This window comes from Pseudomonas sp. D3-27 (genome assembly GCF_051132165.1).
Classification (GTDB): domain Bacteria; phylum Pseudomonadota; class Gammaproteobacteria; order Pseudomonadales; family Pseudomonadaceae; genus Aquipseudomonas.
The window spans coordinates 2,119,474-2,135,933 of sequence record NZ_CP071667.1; the positions used below are offsets into that span (position 1 = coordinate 2,119,474).

Genomic DNA, 16,460 nt, shown 5'->3' on the forward strand with positions numbered 1-16,460 from the left:
GCTGTTGACGGGGATGTTCGTCGATTCGTCGAACTTGGTCTTTTTCCTGTCCGCAAGCCCCCGTAGACTTGTACCCCCTTTGAGACACGATTACCCAAGCTGCCTGGTCGCGTTCTGTTGCACAATACGCGCCGGATTGTTTTACCCAGGATGCTCAATGTTCAAATCATTTCACATGCGCACCGTTGGGCTGGCATTGCTGCTGGCTGTCGCGGCCGGCTGCTCCTCCAAGAAGGCCGCCATCTACGAGCACGAGAACTTTGATGATTCGGGTACGTTCTCGCGTACCTATCCGGTGACTGATGTGGCGACCTGCGAAGCAGGGCGCCGGGCGTTGCTCAGCCAGGGCTACATCATCACCAGCAGCGATCCGAAGCTGATCAGCGGCCACAAGAGTTTCCAGCAGACTGGCGATACCCACATGGAGATCAGCTTCAACCTGGTCTGCGCCGAGGATGGCGGTCCCGGCCATCGCGCCACCATGTTCGCCAACGCCTTGCAGGACCGCTACGCCCTGAAGAAAATCAACAACTCCGCCAGCCTGGGCGTGGGCGTGTTGGGATCGGTCTCGATGCCGATCGGTTCTTCGGATGATTCGATGGTCAAGGTCGCCAGTGAAACCGTATCGGCGGCCAAGTTCTATGAGCGCTTCTTCGCGCTGGTGGAGGTGTTCCTGCCACCGGAAGCCAAGAAAGCCGTGGAGAATGCTGATAAGCCAAAAGCGGAGCTTGGCGTTCCGGAACCCAAGGCCGAACCGGCAGCCTTGGCTCCCGCGTCGGCTCCCGCATCCGCCCCTGGGGCCTTGCAAGCGCCTGCAGCGGAACCAGCGCCGGCCCCGGCACCCATCATGCCGGTCGAGTCGGCCCCCGCCGCATCGGAGCCGGTCGCGCCGCCAGTCGAGCCCGCGCCGATCGCACCCAGCGAGCCGGAGTCCTACGCGCCTTCTTCGTCGGACACCATCACACCGCCGCCGGCCAGCTCCTTGCCTGCACCGACCGAGCCAATCCAACCCCTGCCGGCCTCCTGAGCAGCTGTAGCAAGGGCTGTCATTCCTTGCTACATGTCTTGGCTTTAAATCCCCAATGCTGTGCTACGTTTAATTCATGAGGCTGTGGCTTCATGTTTTATTCACAAAGCAGCTTTATGCTGATTCCAAGCCATCAGGCTTCGGTTCAACGATTGGGAAGGACGCGCAATGGATGATTATCAGGAAGAGCTGCTGGAATATCAGGCCTATGAGCTGGACCCGCTGGAACCAGCCGAGGATGCGACTGAGCTTTAGGGGCATGTCTGCTGGCAGCTAGAGGCCAGTTAGAGGCGACGAGACACGACGGAGCCTGGGCGCTGGGTATCGGGTTCATGTCCCCTTGCGGCTGCGACGAAAGTCTCCGGGCGTTTGGTTGTTCCAGCGCTTGAAGGCACGTTGAAAGGCTTCCGCCGAGGCGAACCCCAGCAAGTAGGCGATCTCGCCGAACGCCAACTCCGTGTCGCGAATGTACGTCATGGCCAGGTCTCGACGGGTCTCGTTGAGGATCGCCCTGAACTGCGTGCCTTCCTCCGCCAGTTTGCGGCGCAACGTCCAGGTCGGCAGTTTCAGGCGCATCGCCACTTCTTCAAGATCCGGCTCCCGCCCACCACTGAGCAGCGGACCCAGCAGTTGGATGATACGTTCACGCAAGGTTCGCGTGCGTGTCAGTTGCTCCAGTTCCCGTTCGCATAATTGGACCAGGTGCCGCCAGGTACTGGGACAGTGTTGAGGATTGCGCTGTGCGAGGCTATCCAGGCCCAATCGCAGCTGGTTCTGCTCGGCGCCGAACTGCACCGGGCAGTCGCCAAGTATCTGATAGGCCTGCCCATACTCCGGCTCCTCGAATTCGATGTCGATGCGTTCGGCTTGCAGCCCGATTTCGCTCACACTGGACAACTGCTTGAGCCAGCCGGCAATGATCGAATCCACGACGAAGCGGTTATAGGCGTTATAGGGGCTGATGGAATAGAACCGCAGCCAGGCGCCTCGGGCGTCCTCGTGGAAGCTTGATTGTCCGCGATAATTGGAACCGTACAGCGGCTCGAAGCGGATCATGCAGCGGGCAGCTTCCCGTACGGTGGGCGCCTGGGCGGCAGTCACGCCGGCGAGCCCGGCCTGGCTCAAGCGGCTGAGCTGACCCATGCGCAAGCCCAGTGCCGGATCCTCTGTCAATTGGATCGCGGCGTGGCCCAGGCGCATGTAGCGCGGAATCGACAGCCGCGCCCTGGGTTCGGCCAGGCGTGCAGGATCAAGGCCGTATTGTTCGAGCAACGGCAGCGGATCCCTCCCGTGGCTGGCAATCGCGTCGGCAAGGCTATGGACGAAACCCACGGACAAGTCGCCCAGGCGCATCGGCTGTGGCTTCATGCTCACAACCAGAGGTTCAACAGGCGAGCGCCACGGGCTTCGCCATCGGGGAACTGCTGGCCGCCATGGCTGATGAAACTCTGGCCGGCACTGCCGTTGTCCCAGAACTGGCCGCGCAGAAACACGCTGACGCCCCCCCGGGCCTGGCTGACCGGCAACTGGCTGGTCAATGTCAGGCGACGCCATGCCTGGCCTTCGGTTATCTCGCCGGGCTTGAGGCTCACTTCGCTTGGCGTGGACAGGCCTTTGTAGCCTGCCCAGGGTTTATTCCACGAATCGCGGCCAACCACAAAGGCGGGTACGGCAATCAATTGCACGTCCTGCTCGTCGAGTTGCCGATAATGGAGCGGATACCAACTGTCACTGCCGATCAGTACGCCGAGGCGACCGGCCGGCGTGTCGATGACCGGGGTAGCCTGGCTTTCTTCTGCCCCGAGCACGTCTTGTTGGTCGAATATCGGATGACGTTGACGCAGGGGTTGGCCGATCGGACGACCATCGGGGCCGAAAACCAGGCTGGTGTTGTACAGCGCGCCGCCACTGATCTTCAGCTCGCCTTCGCTGACATTGGGTTCGGGCAGCACGATGGAGCCGGCCACCAGGGTCACGCCGAATTCCTTGGCCAGGCCCCCAAACAACGTCTGGTAATCCCGGGCCATGGTGTCCGCTTTCATCCGCAGGTAGGCATCGTCCAGGCGGCTGCTGCCCTTGGCGCTTGCCAGGGCGCGAATAAAAGCCAGCGGATTGCTGGCGGCGAGCCAATGCATGGCTTGCTTCAATGTACTGGCTTGATACACCTCGTCCTTTTCGCCGCTGACCATCAGCCAAGTGCCGATGTGCTCGGGCAGGACCACGATGGTTTTGTCGTTGAGAAACCCTTGGTCGCGCGCCGCTTGCAGATAGGCGGCCAGCTTGCGACGCAGGCGCTGGGGGCTCTGGTAGTCGGTGGGGAAAAGCTCGGGCTGGATGCCGAGCAAGTTGCCGCGATCAGAGGGCGTGCCCTGGTCGACCGCCAGGTTGATGCGCAGGTCTGAAAGGTAATGGCCGACTGGACGGTCCGCTGTCCACAGTGCGTAAGTGATAACGGCGGCCATCAAGGCCAGTGAGAACAGCAGGTACAGAAATTTGCGCATGGGGACAGTCAATGGTCGCTTACAGGTTCGTGATTTTCACCAGGACACCTGGCAGGGTACGGTAAAACAAAGGATTAGCGAAAGGGCGCACAGCGGTGTGAGGAGGATGTGGGAAGTCTAGGCGAACCGATTGTCCTGTGCATTTGGATCATCAACTTGTCAGTTTCGGTCATTGAGCGTCCCCATCCCGACTCTTAGGCTGTTATCCATGACTGACGGAGGCCATAGAGCTTCCGCATTTTCCGTGATCGCCCGTAGTGGAGTAACCGATGACCGCCCCTCATTACCCGCATTTGCTGGCCCCGCTGGACCTTGGCTTTACCACGCTGCGCAACCGTACCCTGATGGGGTCGATGCACACCGGTCTTGAAGAAAAGCCCGGTGGCTTCGAGCGCATGGCGGCCTATTTTGCCGAGCGCGCCCGTGGCGGCGTGGGCCTGATGGTCACCGGGGGAATCGGTCCTAACGATGAGGGTGGCGTTTACTCCGGTGCGGCCAAGCTGACCACCGAGGAGGAAGCCCTCAAGCACCAGATCGTCACCCGGGCGGTGCATGAAGCCGGTGGCAAGATCTGCATGCAGATCCTCCATGCCGGACGCTATGCCTATAGCCCCAAGCAGGTGGCACCGAGCGCGATCCAAGCGCCAATCAACCCATTCAAGCCCAAGGAACTGGACGAAGAGGGCATCGAGAAACAGATCAGCGATTTTGTGACTTGTTCGTTGCTGGCCCAGAAGGCCGAGTACGACGGTGTCGAGATCATGGGCTCGGAAGGCTATTTCATTAACCAGTTCCTGGCGGCCCACACCAACCACCGTACCGACCGTTGGGGGGGCAGTTACGAAAACCGCATGCGCCTCCCGGTGGACATCGTGCGTCGGGTGCGCGAGGCGGTCGGCCCGAATTTCATCATCATCTTCCGTCTGTCGATGCTCGACCTGGTGGAAGGGGGCAGCACCTGGGAAGAGATCGTCCAACTGGCCAAGGCCATCGAGCAGGCCGGTGCAACGATCATCAACACGGGTATCGGTTGGCATGAAGCGCGTATTCCCACCATCGCCACCAAGGTTCCAAGGGCAGCGTTCAGTAAAGTCACCGCCAAGCTGCGCGGTTCGGTGAGCATTCCGTTGATCACCACCAACCGCATCAATACGCCTGAGGTCGCTGAGCAGATCCTGGCCGAGGGCGACGCCGACATGGTGTCCATGGCTCGGCCTTTCCTCGCTGACCCGGAGTTCGTCAACAAGGCAGCCGCTGGCCGGGCGGATGAAATCAATACCTGTATCGGCTGCAACCAGGCCTGCCTGGACCATACGTTCGGTGGCAAGCTCACCAGTTGCCTGGTGAATCCGCGAGCGTGCCATGAGACCGAGCTCAACTACCTGCCAGTGACCCAGGTGAAAAAAATCGCCGTGGTGGGCGCCGGTCCTGCCGGGTTGTCCGCCGCCACCGTGGCGGCCGAGCGCGGCCATCAGGTGACGCTGTTCGATTCGGCCAGTGAAATCGGCGGGCAGTTCAACATCGCCAAGCGTGTGCCCGGCAAGGAAGAGTTTTTCGAAACATTGCGTTATTTCAAGCGCAAGTTGCAGACGAGCCACGTCGAGCTGTGCCTCGATACCCGGGTGGACGTCGCGCAGTTGGTGGCCGGCGGTTTCGATGAAATTATCCTGGCGACCGGCATCGCACCGCGAGTGCCAGCCATCCCGGGCGTGGATCATCCCAAGGTGCTGAGTTACCTGGACGTGATCCTCGAGCGTAAGCCGGTAGGGCGTAGCGTCGCGGTGATCGGTGCAGGTGGGATCGGCTTTGACGTGTCGGAATTCCTCGTACACCAGGGGGTTGCCACCAGCCAGGACCGCGAAGCGTTCTGGAAGGAGTGGGGGATCGATACCCACCTCGAGGCGCGCGGCGGCGTGGCCGGGGTCAAGGCGCAACCTCATGCGCCGGCGCGGCAGGTGTTCCTGTTGCAGCGTAAGAAGTCCAAGGTCGGCGACGGTCTGGGCAAGACCACCGGCTGGATTCATCGCACAGGTCTGAAAAACAAGCAGGTGCAGATGCTCAACAGCGTCGAGTACCTGAAGATTGACGATCAGGGCCTGCACATTCGCATCGGCGAAACGGGCGAGCCGCAAGTGTTGGCGGTGGACAACGTGGTTATCTGCGCCGGCCAGGATCCGCTGCGCGAGTTGCAGGAGGGCTTGGAAGCGGCCGGCCAGACCGTCCACCTTATCGGCGGCGCCGACGTGGCGGCGGAGTTGGATGCCAAGCGCGCGATCAACCAAGGCTCGCGACTGGCGGCGCAGTTGTAAGGCGCAAGTCCTCTGTGGGAGCGAGCCTGCTCGCGATGGCGGTCAGTCAGTTTCAGAAATGTTTGGCTGACCCACCGTTATCGCGAGCAAGCTCGCCCCACCGTTTTTCTGATGTCAGGACGTTTGCAACCAGCTGTTAATATGCCGGCCTGTTTTCCACCCGACTCGCCGCCATGCTACTTCCCGCTCTCGACTGGCACCCTCAACCTCGCCTCGAACCCCTTCATCTGGACTGGCTCGCCCGGTCCGGCGTCGAGGTGGCAGTGCTGCGCCTGGACCGGATCGATCCGCTGATCAGCGGGAACAAATGGTTCAAGTTGCTTCACCACCTGCGCGCAGCTCATCGGGCCGGTGCTGCAGGTGTGATGAGCCTGGGCGGCGCTCATTCCAACCATCTGCACGCACTGGCCGCAGCGGGCCGGCGCTTTGGGTTCGCGACGGTCGGACTGCTGCGCGGTCATCCCCTGGATACGCCCACGGTGCTCGACTTGAAAGCGTTCGGCATGACGCTGCACTGGTTGGGTTACGAGGGATACCGCAGGCGTCATGACGAGGGTTTCTGGACACCCTGGCGGTCGCAATACCCTGAACTCTGGGCGGTGCCGGAAGGGGGGGCAGGCCTGCCCGGCGCGCAAGGTTGCATGAGCTGGGTCGCCTGTGCCCGTGATCAACTGGCGGCGTTGGGCTGGGCGGACTATCACGGCTGGTGGCTGGCCTGCGGCACCGGAACGTCGCTGGCGGGCCTGGTGCTGGCTGAAGCCGGCCAGCGCAAGGTGCATGGCGTCCTGGCGGTGCCCCAAGGCCATGGCGGCAGCCAGAACGTGGAAAACATCGTGAGGGCGGCAGGGCTTGCCGACCCGCTCTACGAGCTGCTCGACGGCAGCCGTGGTGGTTTCGGCCAGGTTGATGCTGATCTCTCCACGTTCATAGAAACCACCCAGGCCATCGAGCTGGAACCGCTCTACACCGGCAAGGCGTTGATGTTGCTAAAGGCTCAGGTCGAGGCCGGCGCCTTTGAGCCGGGTACTCGGTTGATCTTCGTTCATACGGGTGGCTTGCAGGGGCGTCGGGGGTTTCAGTGAGCCATCAATAAGATCATGTATAGCAATCAATCCTCGCTCTTTCCTACGATCTCCAACATTGTTGTTCAGCTCTGGTTGAAGTTTGCAGGTCTGCTGTTGTGCGGTCGAGATTCTGAAATACTTGCCCGTCATATTTATATGATCTTTTTCGTTTGTACGGTCTTTTCAAGTTCTCTATCGTTGCCTCAATGTTTTTGGATTTATAAATAAGCGAGCCTGGATCGGCCGGGCCGTATTTATAAAACGAGGGGTAGAACATGGATACGTTCAATGGCAACAACGCACAACACGCTGTCATTAACCGGCAGATGGCGAAACCGCCGCGCCCGAGGCCGACGGCGAAGCCTGGCCTTGTTTCAAAACCGGCGGCCAAGCCTGGCCCGGCGCTCAAACCCGCACCCAAGCCAATACCAAAGCCCACCCCAATGCCGGCACCCAAACCAGCGCCCAAGCCAACACCTAAACCAACGCCAAAACCCAATCCGGCACCAGCGACGACGCCCGGTCCGTCCACTAAACCCGCCCCGGCGTGGGCATCCATTCCGTGGCCCACCTTGAACGTGGGTATCGATCCCCTGGCGTTCGTAAACCTGGCAAAATCACCCGGGAGTACCCCGAATAACGATGGGACAGTCTCGCTGGCCGATGGCAGTGTGGTGGATGTCGAAGGTGAATCGGTCACGCGTCCCGATGGAACTATTCAATATGGCGACGGCACGTTGGTATACCTTGATGGGCGTGTAGTATTTGCCGATGGACAGATTCAATTTCCGGATGGGAGTGTGCTATTTCCCGATGGCGAATGGTTTGACATGGACGGGAACAAAAAGAACTGAAGATTTGTATTGTTCAGTTGTTAATGTATGAAACGTTCGATTGGAAATGCCGTGAACTATTGCCGCAATCTCCATGGGGTTGCGGCATTTTTTATCGGAAAGAAAACTTTGAATGAAAAGTGCGCATCGACGAGCCGCAATTGGGTTAGGAAAGGATCATGGTGAGATGTCCGGCGGGTTCAAGAGCCAGTTGAACAGCAGCCCGACATCTTTGTCGCCTGGCTCAGGCGGGGGGGCAGACGGAGGGCCATCGCTGTCCACGGCCGGGCCCACCAATCCTGCACACAATACTGGACGGTCTGGGTCGCCCTCGATGAAGCTGACCAGCACTTCGCTGCCGGCAATCAATGGGGGACGGTCATCGGGCATCGGCCAAGACAGGGGCAACGCGATCGGTTCTTCCTCCGGGCTCCAGAGGCTGACCTCGACTTTACCCTGCTCGTTAGGCCTGGCTTGCTGGCCGGGCGGGCCGAACACGTAGGCGACGTGGTAACCGGCGATACATGGCTTGGGATGCTTGAGCGCCGGGCGGAACACCGTGGACCAAGGGATGGCGCAAAACCGGTTGCGATAATGCCGCGGTTGCGGCGTGGCCGGCGGGTTCGCTTCTAGAATGGAAAATTGCCTTCCTCGGTGCTGGACCTCGGTGATCAGCCATTGATCATTGAAGGACGACACCGGGTGATTGCAGATCTGCGCGATGTGACCGCTGCGCAGGGCTGGTTCTGTGGCGTGGCCATGGATTTCCCGATGCCGATAGCGCAACCGTTCAAGGCTGCGGCGACCCGCCTGGTAGCGGTAAGCCTGTGCCGGATCTTCACGCATTTTTTCTGGGGCCGCGCTCCAGGCGGGAGTGTCGCCCCTCGGTCGTTGTGGCCGACGGGCGGTCTGGCGATGATCGAATGATGGCGCTGGTATAGCCGCCTGATAGTCGGGTGCCTGTCCGCATCCTGGCGCATGACCAGTTCGACCGGCTGTGCCGGGAAGCTCTTTGGGTCTTCCGCGAATACGGCGACGTGGCCCTGGGGCGCGTGTTCGAAGTGATAGTGAATGCCTTCCTCTTCGCATAACCGCTGCAGCATATCCAGGTCGCTTTCTTCATATTGAATGCAGAACGGGCGAGTCGGATACTGCCCGTGCGGCAGCTCGAAACGATAGCTGTCGGGAGGCACGGCGTTACCTTCCAGCAGGCACTGCAGGATCTGGACAACGTTGAGCCGATGAAAAACCCGCCGTCGTGGCCCTTGTTCCAATTGCTGCAGATGAGGGACCAGCGTCAAGCGATAGCCCACGCGGCGCATGGTGTCGGCGGTCAGGCTGACATAATGCACAACCCCATGTACGCCCGACTCGCCATCAAGGCGTAGGAAAGCTGCCTGCCCCAGCAGACTGTCGGGGCTGACCGGCGGCGCCAGGCCGATCAGGTCAAGGTCGAAGCGGTAAGGCTGGTTCAGGGCCTCACGGCCATTGAGCCGCAGCACTTGCAGGCGCAGGTCGCTTTGAAGGATCGTCAGGCTGAAAGGGTGTTCCGAATCGTTGCGCATTGCGGCCCATGCTGGCTGAAGGATAAGAGTGCAAGGGTACGAAACCCCGGCGCGCAGCGCTGTGCCCGAATCGCTATTTCGGAAACCCCCTACAACACGTTGTGAAAATGTCGATTGGAGGCAGCGATTTTTTGGTCGATCAGCCGGTTTAGGCCGTATAAACTTGCGCCACAGCGCCGGCCAGGTGTCTCGGCGCGTCAGACAAGAGAGTGAGTAATGGGCGCACAGTGGAAGGTTAAACACAAAGAAGCGGCTGCCAACGCCAAGGGCAAGATCTTCGGCAAATTGGTGAAGGAAATCACCATTGCCGCGCGCAACGGTGCTGATGTCGCCACCAACGCGCACCTGCGGCTGGTGGTCGAGCAGGCAAAAAAAGCTTCGATGCCCCGCGAGACCCTGGAGCGCGCGATCAAGAAGGGCTCCGGCCAGCTCGGCGAAACCGTGCAATACCATCGTGTCACCTACGAAGGGTTCGCACCCCATCAGGTGCCGCTGATCGTTGAGTGCGTGACCGACAACATCAACCGTACCGTCGCGGAGATTCGCGTTGCGTTCCGCAAGGGCCAACTGGGTGCCTCGGGTTCGGTGGCCTGGGATTTCAACCACGTGGGCATGATCGAAGCCGCCCCGGACAGCCCCGACGCTGATCCGGAAATGGCCGCCATCGAGGCCGGGGCCCAGGATTTCGAACCGGGCGAGGACGGTGCGACGCTGTTCATCACCGAGCCTGGCGACCTGGACGCCGTGCAAAAGGCGTTGCCGGAGCAAGGCTTCACGGTGTTGTCCGCCAAATTGGGCTATCAGCCGAAAAACCCGGTCAGCGGCCTGACCGATGAGCAGATGGCGGAAGTCGAGGCGTTCCTCGAAGGCCTCGACAACCACGACGACGTGCAGGATATGTTTGTCGGTCTGGCGGGCTAAGCCAAAGTCACTGTGGTGAGGGAGCGAGCTCCTTCACCACTCGCAGCAATTCTTCAATCTCGTCAAACCCCGGCCGCGCCAGTACATCCGGCTGGCAGCACCGCGCCTCGAGGTCTTTCAGTCGTGAAAGATCCTCGTTATCGAGCGCCGGTTCGATCCGCGCCAGCAATTCCCCCAACAGAATCCCGAAGGCCCGCACCTCGATGCGCTGCAACGCCCGTGTTTGCCTGTCTTCTTCGACCGTGGCGTGGAAAGACGCCGCGCCAAAATCCCCCAGCAGGCAATCGCCTTGGTCATTGAAGAGGATGTTGTGGCCGTACAGGTCTCCATGGGTAAGGCCTTGTCGGTGCAAGTGGCACGCCACGCCGGCAATACCCCGGGCGATGCGCAAGGCCACATCGGCGCTCAGGCGCAGTTCATCGGCATACACGTCGCGGGTACAGGATTCCAGGCTCGGCAGCCCGGCCAGGTTGCGGTAATCGGGCCCGACCAGGGCCATCACCAGCCCGGCCTGTTGCTCTGGGTGGCCGTTGACCTGACCCAGCACCTCGATCAGGTTCGGATGCTTGCCGGCGGTGACGCACGCGTGCATTTCATGCAATGGCGAGCCATCGCTGGTCATCTGGCCTTTGTAGAGCTTGACCGCGACGTCGCGCCTGGCCTTGCCGGGCGGTTGCCAAAGTGCATGGTGGATCACGCCCGAAGCCCCTTCGCCCAATGAACGCTGCAAGCTCAACTGCGACCAAGCGATCGGCGTGGCGGCATGCAGCGCCTGGGTATCGCCTTGCGCTTGCAATGGATTGCCGGCGTAGGCCAGCCAACTGAGGCTCGGCATTTCCAGCAGCCAGGAGGGCAGTTCGGTCAGTTGATTGGCGCAAACACGCAGCAATTCGAGGCGATGACACCGGGCCAGGCTCGGCGGCAATTGCCGCAGGCGATTACCGGCCAGCATCAATTTCTGCAGATGGGGACGCCGGCCCAGCTCATCCGGCAGCTGGCTGACGCAATTGTCGGTCAAGATCAACCAGCGCAGCAGCGGCGGCAAGGCTGCGCCCGTGACGCGCTCGATGCGGTTGGCCTTGAAGCCGACCATGGTCAATGCGCTGCAACGGCCCAGGCATTCAGGCAGTTCGGTGAAGCGGTTGTCCGAACAGAACAGTATCCGCAAGCGAGTAAGCCGATGGAGATCCGCTGGCAGCGTTTCGAGTTGATTGCCGCTCAGGTCGAGGATTTCGAGCGAGTCCGCCAGGTCGTAAATTTCCTGAGGAAACTCCGTCAGGCCGCACGACAGCTTCAGTCGGGCAATGCCCGATAGCTGGCCGGTTTGGAGTTGGGTGAGGGTCTGCATTGGGGAAGTCGCTGCTATCAAGGGGCCGAGCGCAATGGTGAAACCCGCGCAGGCCCGCATGATAAACAAAAAGGTTGCGCCAGTGCTTCTAGCGCTCGATGCTGCGGTTCCACCGCGCATTCCACGCCGGACGTTGTTCATTGACCTGATCCCAATCCACCGCGATCGCGGTTTCCAGGTACTGCTTCATCGCGTCCACTTGGCCTCGCGTCTTGTCGGTGGTCGGCGTGTTGGGGTTGGACGGGATCTGGTCGCCTTCTTCAAGGGCGATGGCCTGGGCTTCGGGCGTCAGCAGGAAGGCAGCGAGTTTTTGCGCGAGTTCGGGTTCGCTGTTCTGGGCGACGGCACATTCGGCGACGTTCAGCACCACCGCGCCTTCCTTCGGTTGTGCATACTCGACCGGCATGCCCTTGAGTTTCAACGCGGTGACCTGGGTCGGCGTCAACGGGAACAGCGCCGCTTCGTCTGTCTGCAACATTTCGGAGATTTTCGCCGAGCTGGGGATGTACTCCAGCACGTTGCGCCCGACGGTGTTCGGCCACGCCTTGAAGCCTGGCTCGACGTCAGTTTCGCTGCCGCCCTGGATCCGGTTGAACATCAGAAAACCGTGCAGGCCGAAGGTTGAGGAGGCCATCGATTGAAACACCACCTTGTCCTTGAATCGAGGGTCCGCCAGATCCATCCAGGACGTCGGCGTGTTCCAGCCTTTTTCCTTGAACAGCCGCGTGTTGTAGGCCAGTCCGGTGACGCCGAGGCTGACGGCGACGGCCTGGTCCTTGATGCGGCCCTTGGCCGGAATCTGTGCCAGGGGGGCGCTGTCCTGCAGCTTGTCGCACAGCCCCATGGCGATGGCGCGGTACATGATGCCATCGTCCAGGAACATCACGTGCATCTGCGGGTTGCCCTTGCTGGCCTGGACCTTGGCCAGGATGTCGGCCGAAGTGCCCGGCACGATCACCACCTTGACATTGTTGGCCTTCTCGAAGGCCGGCAAGACCTTGTCGGCATAAAGCCGCTCCATGGTGCCGCCGTTCATGCCCAGGTAAAGCGTCGGCTCGGCCAACGCCTGGGTGACGGGGAGCAGGGCGCCCAGGCAAGCGGAACCCAGCGAGCAGAAGCCGAACAGTGCACTGCGTTTGACGTTATTCATTAGCGCGACCTTCCTCTATCAAGCAACGGAGATGGAGTGGAACCGGGTGATGGAAAACGCATCCAGCGGCGTGGACGAAGCCCCGCTGCAGATGATTTCGGTGAGCGCCTGGCCCACCGCCGGGCCGATCTGGAAGCCCGCGCCGGCGAAGCCGAACGCATGCAAGAGACCGGGTTGGGTGCTGCTGGGGCCGATTACCGGTTGGCGATCGGGCAGGTAGCCTTCGGTGCCGCTCCAGGTGCGGATCGCCTGGGCGCCCTCCAGAAAAGGGTAGAGTTCGACGGCCTGGCGCAGGATCTCGATGACCGCGTGCTGGCCGGGCCTGGCGCGGGCGTCGTCCAGTGCGAAGCCCTGGCCCCCTCCCAGCACGCAATTGCCCCGGGCGACCTGGCGCGCATAGATGCCGCCGCCTTCGACGCCCGTGCTGGCGTCCATCACCACGGGCAGCGGCTCGGTCACCAGCATCGCTGGGTGCCCGGCGTGCATCGGCACTGCTTCGCCGAACTGCGCGGCGAAGCGGCTCGCCCAGGCGCCAGCGCAATTCAGTAGCCACGGCGCGCGACATTCGAGGCCGGTTTCGGTGTGCACGGCAAAGCGTTGGCCGTCGTGAGTGACGTGGCTGACCGGGCATTGCTCGTGAACCTGTGCGCCATGCCTGCGGGCCGCCTGGGCAAATGCCGGCGAGACCAACCGCGGGTTGGCGTGACCATCGTCCGGGCACAGCGAGGCGCCGACCGCGACGGTGCCGACCCAGGGAAACCGTCTGCGTAATTCGTCGCGATCCAGCAGTTGCAAATCGAGGCCAAAGCCCTGACTGCTGGCGGCGTAGTTCTGCAATGAACGCAGGTCATCGAGGCTGCGTGCCAACTTCAGATGGCCGCTGCGCTGATACTCGCCGTCGATGCCAATCAACTGCGGCAATTGACCCCAGATTTCATGGGCACGTTGCGACAGCGGCAACTGAGACAAGGGCCGGCCCTGGCGCCGCACGCCGCCGTAGTTCACGCCGCTGGAATGCGAGCCGCAGAAGTCTCGTTCCAACAGCGCCACGCGGCGTCCGGCCTTGCTCAAAAACAGTGCGGCCGAGGCGCCGACGATGCCGCCACCAATGATTACTGCATCGACCTCGATCATGGCTCGACCTCCAGGCCAAACGGCACGGGCTTGACTGGTGCCTGTGCCCGCAGGCGCCCGATGTCCCGGATGTCGCGGCCACTTGCGCAAGCGATGATTTCCGCGGCGGCGGCACCGCACATCCGCCCCTGGCAACGGCCCATGCCGACCCGGCAGTGGGCCTTGACCCGGTTGATTTCCCAGTGACCTTCGCCCACGACCTGGCGGATTTCACCGACGCTGACTTCTTCGCAGCGGCAAATCATCAAGTCGTCTTGAGCGAGGCTCGCCCACTCATCAGGGAAGGCAAAGGCCTGCTCCAGGCCTTGGCGGAAATTACCGATGCGTTCGAGAGACTGTTCCAACTGGGCGCAACGTTGCGGGTCGACTCGGTAGCCGAGGTCTTCGAGCAGTGCCAGGGCGGCGCGCTCGCCGGCCATTTCGGCGGCGTCGGCGCCCATGATCCCAGCGCCGTCACCGGCCAGGTAGACCCCGGCCGAACTGCTGCGACCGGCGCTGTCGCGTTGCGGTAGCCAGGCGCGATTGAGCGGGTTCCAGGCAAACTCGCAGCCCAGCAGATCGGCCAGTTGGGTTTCACTGCGCAAGCCGTGGGCGAAGGCGACCGCATCACAATCGAGCGTGTGCTCGCCCTTTTTGTTTCGCCACTTCAACGACTGTACCCGGCGTTTCCCGTCGATGTGCGCAAGGGTGGCGCCTTGATGCACCGGGATACCATGTGTCGTCAGCCAGGCGCGGTAATAGAGGCCCTTGGCGAGCGTGGCCGGTTGTGCGAGCAGGCCGGGCAGAGCGCGGGTCTGCGCGCTCAAGGGCGAACTGTCGAGTACCGCGGCGACGTTCGCGCCGGCCTTGGCGTATTGGTACGCCACCAGATAAAGCAATGGCCCGCTGCCCGCGAATACCACCCGTTCACCAATGGCGCAGCCTTGGAATTTAAGGGCGATCTGCGCCGCGCCCAGGCTGTAGACGCCCGGCAGGGTCCAGCCGGGGACCGGCAGAATCCTGTCGGTGGCCCCCGTTGCGACGATCACGTTGGCGTAATCCAGGCGATCGGCGCGGCCCTCATGCAAGGTATCCAACTGACCGGCTTCAGCGTTCCAGACCAGCGTGTCGGGGCGGTAGTCGAGCTGCTCGCGCAACGCATCGAGGGTCTGGTGGATGGCGTTGGCCTTTGTTGCCTCGAAGCCATAAAGCTTGCCCGCAGACCGACTGAAATTGACGGGTTGGCGTCGGTAGATCTGCCCGCCACCGCGGGCGGCTTCGTCCAGCAGGATCGGGTAGATGCCATGGGCGACCAAGGTTTGCGCGGCGCGGATACCGGCGGGGCCGGCGCCGATGATGACGATGGGTTTCATGGCAACCCCACCGGCAGCGGATTTTCGGTGCTGTCGAGGCCGCCTTCGCGAGCAAGCTCGCTCCCACATGGGATCTGTCGTGGATGCGGATTGTGCGTACGCCGCAGGTCACCTGTGGGAGCGAGCTTGCTCGCGATGAGGCCATCCCGGTCAACGCCATTCATACCTGGCGCCCCGGCTCGCGGCTGACCTGCTGCCCAGCTTCGAGCATCGTCGAACAGGCGCGCACGCGGCGGCCGTCGCCCAGTCGGACCCAGCAATCCTGGCAGGCGCCCATCAGACAGAAGCCGGCACGGGGCTCGGCGCTGAAATCGCTGCCGCGCAGGTGTTCGCCGCAGGTCAGTACCGCGGTGAGCACGGTATCGCCGAGCAAGCCGCTGGCGGGTTCGCCGTCGAGCAGGAAATCCAGGGCCGGGCGGTCGTTTTCGGCCAGTCGTTTCAGCAGAGCCATGGTGCCCTCATTGTTTGCCTACCAGGACTCGATCCAGGCCATACACCCGGTCGAGCAGAATCATGGTCAGCGCCGTCAGCGCGATCACCAGTGCCGACACCGCCGCCATCATCGGATCGATGGATTCAGTGGCGTAGACGTACATGCGCACCGGCAAGGTTTGCGTGGCCGGCGAGGTGACGAAAATCGACAGCGTGACTTCATCGAAACTGTTGATGAACGCCAGCAACCAGCCTCCGGCGACGCCGGGCAAAATCATCGGCAAGGTGATCTGGCGGAACAGGGTGAAACGACCGGCGCCCAATGACTGCGCGGCTTGCTCGGCGCTGCGATCCAGGCCGATGGCCGAGGCCAATACCAGGCGCAGCACATATGGCGTGATCACCAGCACATGGGCGAAGATCAGCCAGCTGAAATTGCCGTTCACGCCCATCAGTGCAAACAGCCGCAGCAACGCGACGCCCAGCACCAAGTGCGGAATGATGATCGGCGACAGGAACAGGCCGTTGAAAAAATCCCTGCCAGGAAACTCCAACCGGGTGATCGCCAAGGCCGCCGGCACCGCGATCAGTGTCGCCAGCGAGGCCGCGCTGAACGCCAGGATGAGGCTGTTGTAGAACGCATCGACAAAATCCGCGCGCTCGAACACGGCACGAAACCAGCGCAGGGAAAATTCCGTGGTGGGCAAGCTCAGGGTGTTTTCCGGCGTGAAGGCGACCAGGCAGACCACCACCAGCGGCGCCAGCATGAACACCACTACCAAGGCATGAAACAACAGGGCGAAAGGACCGTTCCTGGACATGAA

At 61.9% G+C, this 16,460-nt stretch carries 16 protein-coding genes; 5 read left to right on the top strand and 11 right to left on the bottom strand.

Annotation, left to right across the window (positions count from 1 at the left end):
• Positions 1-157 precede the first annotated feature (157 nt).
• The gene (locus J3P92_RS09835; protein WP_434610650.1) at positions 158-1,027 is read left to right on the top strand and encodes a DUF2242 domain-containing protein; all 870 of its coding nucleotides are present in this window, start codon (positions 158-160) and stop codon (positions 1,025-1,027) included.
• A 330-nt stretch (positions 1,028-1,357) separates the two neighbouring features.
• On the opposite strand, the gene J3P92_RS09840 is transcribed toward J3P92_RS09835, so the two are convergent.
• Positions 1,358-2,395: an AraC family transcriptional regulator gene (locus J3P92_RS09840; RefSeq protein WP_434650562.1), complete on the bottom strand. Its 1,038-nt coding sequence runs from the start codon at positions 2,393-2,395 to the stop codon at positions 1,358-1,360.
• Positions 2,396-2,397: 2 nt separating this feature from the next.
• The gene (locus J3P92_RS09845; protein ID WP_434650564.1) at positions 2,398-3,528 is read right to left on the bottom strand and encodes a carbon-nitrogen hydrolase family protein; all 1,131 of its coding nucleotides are present in this window, start codon (positions 3,526-3,528) and stop codon (positions 2,398-2,400) included.
• Positions 3,529-3,797: 269 nt separating this feature from the next.
• On the opposite strand from J3P92_RS09845, the gene J3P92_RS09850 reads away from it, so the two are divergent.
• The gene (locus tag J3P92_RS09850; protein WP_420764625.1) at positions 3,798-5,837 is read left to right on the top strand and encodes an FAD-dependent oxidoreductase; all 2,040 of its coding nucleotides are present in this window, start codon (positions 3,798-3,800) and stop codon (positions 5,835-5,837) included.
• A gap of 173 nt (positions 5,838-6,010) precedes the next feature.
• On the top strand, positions 6,011-6,919 hold the full coding sequence (locus tag J3P92_RS09855) for a 1-aminocyclopropane-1-carboxylate deaminase/D-cysteine desulfhydrase (protein WP_434650566.1): 909 nt from the start codon (positions 6,011-6,013) through the stop codon (positions 6,917-6,919).
• Between the two features lie 43 nt (positions 6,920-6,962).
• Here the strand turns inward: J3P92_RS09855 and J3P92_RS09860 are convergent, their stop codons facing one another.
• Entirely contained in the window at positions 6,963-7,460 is a 498-nt protein-coding gene (locus tag J3P92_RS09860) for a hypothetical protein (protein ID WP_434650568.1), read from the bottom strand.
• Positions 7,461-7,473: 13 nt separating this feature from the next.
• On the opposite strand from J3P92_RS09860, the gene J3P92_RS09865 reads away from it, so the two are divergent.
• The gene (locus J3P92_RS09865) at positions 7,474-7,755 is read left to right on the top strand and encodes a hypothetical protein (protein WP_434563347.1); all 282 of its coding nucleotides are present in this window, start codon (positions 7,474-7,476) and stop codon (positions 7,753-7,755) included.
• A 156-nt stretch (positions 7,756-7,911) separates the two neighbouring features.
• Here J3P92_RS09865 and J3P92_RS09870 read toward each other — a convergent pair whose 3' ends face one another.
• A complete protein-coding gene (locus tag J3P92_RS09870) occupies positions 7,912-8,520 on the bottom strand; it encodes a hypothetical protein (RefSeq protein WP_434650570.1) in 609 nt (202 codons plus the stop codon).
• Positions 8,406-9,299, bottom strand: a complete 894-nt coding sequence (locus J3P92_RS09875; RefSeq protein WP_434650572.1) for a contractile injection system protein, VgrG/Pvc8 family — start codon at positions 9,297-9,299, stop codon at positions 8,406-8,408. Before J3P92_RS09875 ends, J3P92_RS09870 begins: the two co-directional genes overlap by 115 nt.
• A gap of 216 nt (positions 9,300-9,515) precedes the next feature.
• On the opposite strand from J3P92_RS09875, the gene J3P92_RS09880 reads away from it, so the two are divergent.
• On the top strand, positions 9,516-10,220 hold the full coding sequence (locus J3P92_RS09880; protein WP_420764620.1) for a YebC/PmpR family DNA-binding transcriptional regulator: 705 nt from the start codon (positions 9,516-9,518) through the stop codon (positions 10,218-10,220).
• Positions 10,221-10,227: 7 nt separating this feature from the next.
• Here the strand turns inward: J3P92_RS09880 and J3P92_RS09885 are convergent, their stop codons facing one another.
• From J3P92_RS09885 to J3P92_RS09910, 6 genes are all read right to left on the bottom strand, one after another.
• The gene (locus tag J3P92_RS09885) at positions 10,228-11,568 is read right to left on the bottom strand and encodes a leucine-rich repeat-containing protein kinase family protein (RefSeq protein WP_434650574.1); all 1,341 of its coding nucleotides are present in this window, start codon (positions 11,566-11,568) and stop codon (positions 10,228-10,230) included.
• An 88-nt stretch (positions 11,569-11,656) separates the two neighbouring features.
• Complete coding sequence (locus J3P92_RS09890; protein WP_434610664.1) at positions 11,657-12,718, bottom strand: ABC transporter substrate-binding protein; 1,062 nt, start codon at positions 12,716-12,718, stop codon at positions 11,657-11,659.
• Between the two features lie 18 nt (positions 12,719-12,736).
• Positions 12,737-13,852, bottom strand: a complete 1,116-nt coding sequence (locus J3P92_RS09895) for an NAD(P)/FAD-dependent oxidoreductase (RefSeq protein WP_434650576.1) — start codon at positions 13,850-13,852, stop codon at positions 12,737-12,739.
• Positions 13,849-15,204, bottom strand: coding sequence for an FAD-dependent oxidoreductase (locus J3P92_RS09900; protein WP_434650578.1), 1,356 nt, complete (start codon positions 15,202-15,204; stop codon positions 13,849-13,851). Before J3P92_RS09900 ends, J3P92_RS09895 begins: the two co-directional genes overlap by 4 nt.
• 160 nt (positions 15,205-15,364) lie before the next feature.
• On the bottom strand, positions 15,365-15,655 hold the full coding sequence (locus J3P92_RS09905; protein WP_420764615.1) for a (2Fe-2S)-binding protein: 291 nt from the start codon (positions 15,653-15,655) through the stop codon (positions 15,365-15,367).
• A gap of 7 nt (positions 15,656-15,662) precedes the next feature.
• A complete protein-coding gene (locus J3P92_RS09910) occupies positions 15,663-16,457 on the bottom strand; it encodes an ABC transporter permease (RefSeq protein ID WP_030140057.1) in 795 nt (264 codons plus the stop codon).
• Positions 16,458-16,460 lie beyond the last annotated feature (3 nt).